At 57.9% G+C, this 2,975-nt stretch carries 3 protein-coding genes and 1 pseudogene; all 4 read right to left on the reverse strand.

What is annotated here, in order from left to right:
- Window positions 1–63: 63 nt before the first annotated feature.
- Window positions 64–840 carry a triose-phosphate isomerase gene (gene tpiA / locus HXO69_RS08825; RefSeq protein WP_005509126.1) on the reverse strand — a complete coding sequence of 259 codons (777 nt, stop codon included), beginning with the start codon at window positions 838–840 and terminating at the stop codon, window positions 64–66.
- Window positions 841–1,084: 244 nt separating this feature from the next.
- Window positions 1,085–1,672: a histidyl-tRNA synthetase gene (locus HXO69_RS08830; RefSeq protein WP_294640965.1), complete on the reverse strand. Its 588-nt coding sequence runs from the start codon at window positions 1,670–1,672 to the stop codon at window positions 1,085–1,087.
- Between the two features lie 69 nt (window positions 1,673–1,741).
- Complete coding sequence (locus tag HXO69_RS08835) at window positions 1,742–2,623, reverse strand: DUF6318 family protein (RefSeq protein WP_296546596.1); 882 nt, start codon at window positions 2,621–2,623, stop codon at window positions 1,742–1,744.
- Between the two features lie 2 nt (window positions 2,624–2,625).
- Window positions 2,626–2,975: pseudogene (locus HXO69_RS08840) on the reverse strand (peptidoglycan-binding protein); the annotation flags it as partial.

The raw sequence follows: 2,975 nt of genomic DNA on the forward strand, positions 1-2,975 counted from the left end.
CCCGGTCGGGTGGGTACCCGCCGGGCGCTGTAACGCTATGAGACGCTGTGGTGCGTCGGGGTTTTATGCGTCGAAGCGTGCGATTGCTGCGAATTCGTCAGCCTGCAGGGATGCGCCGCCGACGAGCACGCCGTCCACGTCTTCCTTGCCCATGATGGAGGGTGCGGAGGAGGACTTGACGGAGCCGCCGTAGAGAACGCGGACCTTCTCTGCAACGTCTGCGGAGTAGAGCTTAGCGATTTCTGCGCGGATTGCTGCGGACATTTCCTGTGCGTCGTCTGCGGTTGCGACCTTGCCGGTGCCGATTGCCCAGACGGGCTCGTATGCGATGACGAGGGTTTCTGCCTGCTCTGCGGTCAGACCTGCGATGGAGCCGCGCAGCTGCTCGAGGGTGTACTCGACGTGGGTGCCTGCTTCGCGGATTTCGAGGGGCTCACCGACGCAGAGGACGGGGGTCAGGCCGTGCTTGTATGCTGCCTGGACCTTTGCTGCGCACAGCTCGTCGCTTTCGTGGTGGTAGGTGCGGCGCTCGGAGTGGCCGACGAGCACGAAGGTTGCGCCGAGCTTGGAGAGGAATGCGCCGGAGATTTCGCCGGTGTATGCGCCGGAGTCGTGGACGGAGAGGTCCTGGCCGCCGTAGAGGATGTCCAGCTTGTCGCCTTCGACGAGGGTCTGCACGGAGCGGATGTCGGTGAAGGGCGGGAAGACGGCTACTTCGGTTGCGGAGAAGTTGAAGTTTGCGTCGTCGAGGGTCCATGCGAGCTTCTGGACGAGGGTGACTGCCTCTGCGTGGTTGAGGTTCATCTTCCAGTTGCCTGCGATGAGGGGCTTACGCGACATAGTTCGCTCCTTAGCTTTCCCGCGCGGTATGCCGGGCGGGGTTGTTGTTCGGAATTTTCCTTTTCTATTTTAGAGGGTTGGCGGCATATTTTCACTGGTTCGGCGCGGTTTTATGCTGTGCCTTGACTATTCTCACCCCGCGTTCGCTGATTGCGCGGAACCCCGGATACGAAGTACCGGCAGGGTGGAGCTTAGGGGGCTCTACCCTGCCGGTATTCTGCCGGTGGTGTTTGTCTACGGTGTGTTAGTACCTGCCGCCGTTGAGAGCGGACAGCAGAAAAGAAAAGGTAATGGCGATAATGATTGCTTCGAGTGCCATCACTCGTGCGCATAAGCCGAGGGACTGTGCCCAGGGCATCTTACGGGTGGCGATTGCTTCGGTAATCCAGGTGACAAGTGCACAGTATGCGAAGGCGATACACACCCAGATAATGATGCTCGCAATAATCAGCAGGGGCGCGTTAGGCCCTGTCGTGTACGTCAGGTATAGCGACATTAGAGGTATCCCGCCGATAGACACTCCAAGGGGAACCGCAACCAGGAGGCAGATAAGCGAGTAGAGGCCCATGCGCTTAGGCTCTGCGGGCGCGGGTGCTACCGCCTCGGCAGGAGCCGCGGATGCGGCACCATCTACGGCGGGGTCTTGCGCGGGACTCTGGAGGGCGGTTGCGGTAGGTACTGCAGTAGCTTCTACCGTGGTGCTTTCTGCAGCGTTGTTCTGCACGGTGTTTTCCTGTACAGCATTGCTCTGCGCCGTATTCTCCGGCAAGGGGCTGCCCTGTGCGGCGCTGTCCTGTGCGGGCGCGCCGGGGTTCTGGGGCGACTGTTCCATATGTCTCCTAGGGTGGTTGGTGTGGTGTGGTTATTGGTTATGTCGTGCGGCTACCGGGAAGGTGGGTTCTTATACCTCTAGCCCTTCGAGGGAGAATCCCGGAGGGTACAGCGGCGTGGCGTCCTTATCGTCTTCCACGAGCACCCAGCGGCCGCGCAGGTGCTCTGCACAGAGGAACGCATACTCTTCCTCGCCGGTCTTCAAGAACTTATCGATGGGTAACTTCTCCCCCGTTTGAGGCACGTAGAAGACGGCCTCGTCGCGAATACGTCGTCTTGCCTGGTATCTCAATATCTGCCGACCATTCTTACTGCGGTCATTAATACCGGCGGTGGTAACCTGCAGGCGGTACACGTCCTGATTAGCAATAAGCCAGCCGCGGTTTTCCCGGTACAGCCGAAGAAGCTCAGGAGAAATGATCTCTTCGGGGTTGATCACTTCAGAGAGCGGTTTGGTATCTCCGGTGTAGTAGAAATAGTTCAGGGCGGCATAAAAGTACGCCTGAAAAATATAGAAACCACCGCGGTTATATTCATTCATTCCCGGTTGCAGAACGGGGTAGGGCACATTCTGGGCGGCGTGCTCTTCGGTGGCGGGCACGTACCTTCCGCTGCGTTCGTAGGCGGTGTACACCATAAACCCCGCTGCGCTTCCACGGTCTACGTAACCAGCATCAAACTTCTCATCAGGTTCTAGAGCGATTAGTGCCCTATCCCATTTAAGAAGACGCACTTCTTGCTTTTCCTCATTGGTGGCAAGGATACCGGCCTGTCGACCAACGAAGAGAGCGCCGAGGACTCCCACGCCCCCTATTGCGAGGGTACGACGAGAAAAACGGGGCTTTCGCGGCTCCGACTGATGAGCAAGTAGCTGACCAGAAGATACCGGATGAGCTTCCTGGGAGGAGTTCTGCTGGATGCTCGTCTCCTGTTCCTTACGTTGGGGTCCCATGGTTATACCTCCTTTTCAGGGATGAAGTGAATATCCCATCCGGGATCGAGGAAACGCGAGCGCAAGGTCCCGTGGATTGCTCCGTCGCGAAGGAGTCCGCGCGTGTCGAATTCGGCGATGGGCTGTAGCTGCCCGGTATCTTTCCGGAAAACTTTTGCTTCGGGAAGGATGTCGAATTTGACGTTCCAGTCGAAAATTTTTTGTTCCTCGTTATGGATGCGCGGTTGTGCTTCGAGAATGTGCATGGTCAAGATTTGTTGATTGGGGGTGATGACCCACCCTTTTCCGTCGTCAAAGGTATCTTGGATGGCGGGAAAGAATAGTTCTTCGGCGGTCATTGCATATTCGAGGC

It is taken from the genome of Rothia sp. (in: high G+C Gram-positive bacteria) (genome assembly GCF_015265375.1).
Taxonomy (GTDB): Bacteria; Actinomycetota; Actinomycetes; order Actinomycetales; family Micrococcaceae; genus Rothia.

Coding starts and splice junctions, on each gene's coding strand:
- tpiA (WP_005509126.1), bottom strand. CDS start 840: ATGTCGCGTAAGCCCCTCATCGCAGGCAACTGGAAGATGAACCTCAAC.
- HXO69_RS08830 (WP_294640965.1), bottom strand. CDS start 1,672: ATGGAACAGTCGCCCCAGAACCCCGGCGCGCCCGCACAGGACAGCGCC.
- HXO69_RS08835 (WP_296546596.1), bottom strand. CDS start 2,623: ATGGGACCCCAACGTAAGGAACAGGAGACGAGCATCCAGCAGAACTCC.